At 66.7% G+C, this 1,239-nt stretch carries 1 protein-coding gene; it reads left to right on the plus strand.

Translation table 11 applies throughout. The features are described 5' to 3' along the window. Nucleotides 1–1,179: elongation factor Tu (gene tuf / locus IE168_RS14405; protein ID WP_189499504.1), on the plus strand; the 1,179-nt coding region annotated here is incomplete at its 5' end. Between the last annotated feature and the right edge of the window lie 60 nt (nt 1,180–1,239).

The raw sequence follows: 1,239 nt of genomic DNA on the forward strand, positions 1-1,239 counted from the left end.
AAGTTCGAGCGCACCAAGCCCCACGTGAACGTGGGCACCATCGGTCACGTGGACCACGGCAAGACGACGCTGACGGCGGCGCTGACGAAGGTGGGCGCGGAACGTTTCGGCGGCGAGTTCAGCGCGTACGACGCGATCGACCGTGCGCCGGAAGAGAAGGCGCGTGGCATCACGATCTCGACCTCGCACGTGGAGTACGAGAGCCCGACGCGCCACTACGCGCACGTCGACTGCCCGGGCCACGCCGACTACGTGAAGAACATGATCACCGGTGCCGCGCAGATGGACGGCGCGATCCTGGTGTGCTCGGCCGCCGACGGCCCGATGCCGCAGACGCGCGAGCACATCCTGCTGGCGCGCCAGGTGGGCGTGCCGTACATCGTGGTCTTCCTGAACAAGGCGGACATGGTGGACGACGCCGAGCTGCTGGAGCTCGTCGAGATGGAAGTGCGCGAGCTGCTGTCGAAGTACGACTTCCCGGGCGACGACACCCCGATCATCCACGGTTCGGCGCTGAAGGCGCTGGAAGGCGACCAGTCGGACATCGGCGTGCCGGCGATCATCAAGCTGGTGGATGCGCTGGACAGCTGGATCCCGGAGCCGGAGCGTGACGTCGACAAGACCTTCCTGATGCCGGTGGAAGACGTGTTCTCGATCTCGGGCCGCGGCACCGTGGTGACCGGGCGCATCGAGCGCGGCGTGATCAAGGTGGGCGAGGAAATCGAGATCGTCGGTATCCGCCCGACCCAGAAGACGACGGTGACCGGCGTCGAGATGTTCCGCAAGCTGCTGGACCAGGGCCAGGCGGGCGACAACGCGGGCCTGCTGCTGCGCGGCACCAAGCGTGACGACGTGGAGCGCGGCCAGGTGCTGTGCAAGCCGGGTTCGATCAAGCCGCACACGGAGTTCGAGGCCGAGGTGTACGTGCTGTCGAAGGACGAGGGCGGTCGCCACACGCCGTTCTTCAAGGGCTACCGTCCGCAGTTCTACTTCCGCACGACCGACATCACCGGTGCCGTCGAGCTGCCGGAAGGCGTGGAGATGGTGATGCCGGGCGACAACGTGAAGATGCAGGTCACGCTGATCAACCCGATCGCGATGGACGAGGGCCTGCGCTTCGCGATCCGCGAGGGTGGCCGTACGGTCGGCGCGGGCGTCGTCGCCAAGATCAACAAGTAAGACGGCATATCCCGGCGGCGTACCGCCGCCGTGATATGGGCTGCCGTTGATCCGGCCTGC

Source organism: Luteimonas padinae, assembly GCF_014652935.1.
In the GTDB taxonomy this organism is placed as follows: Bacteria; Pseudomonadota; Gammaproteobacteria; order Xanthomonadales; family Xanthomonadaceae; genus Luteimonas; species Luteimonas padinae.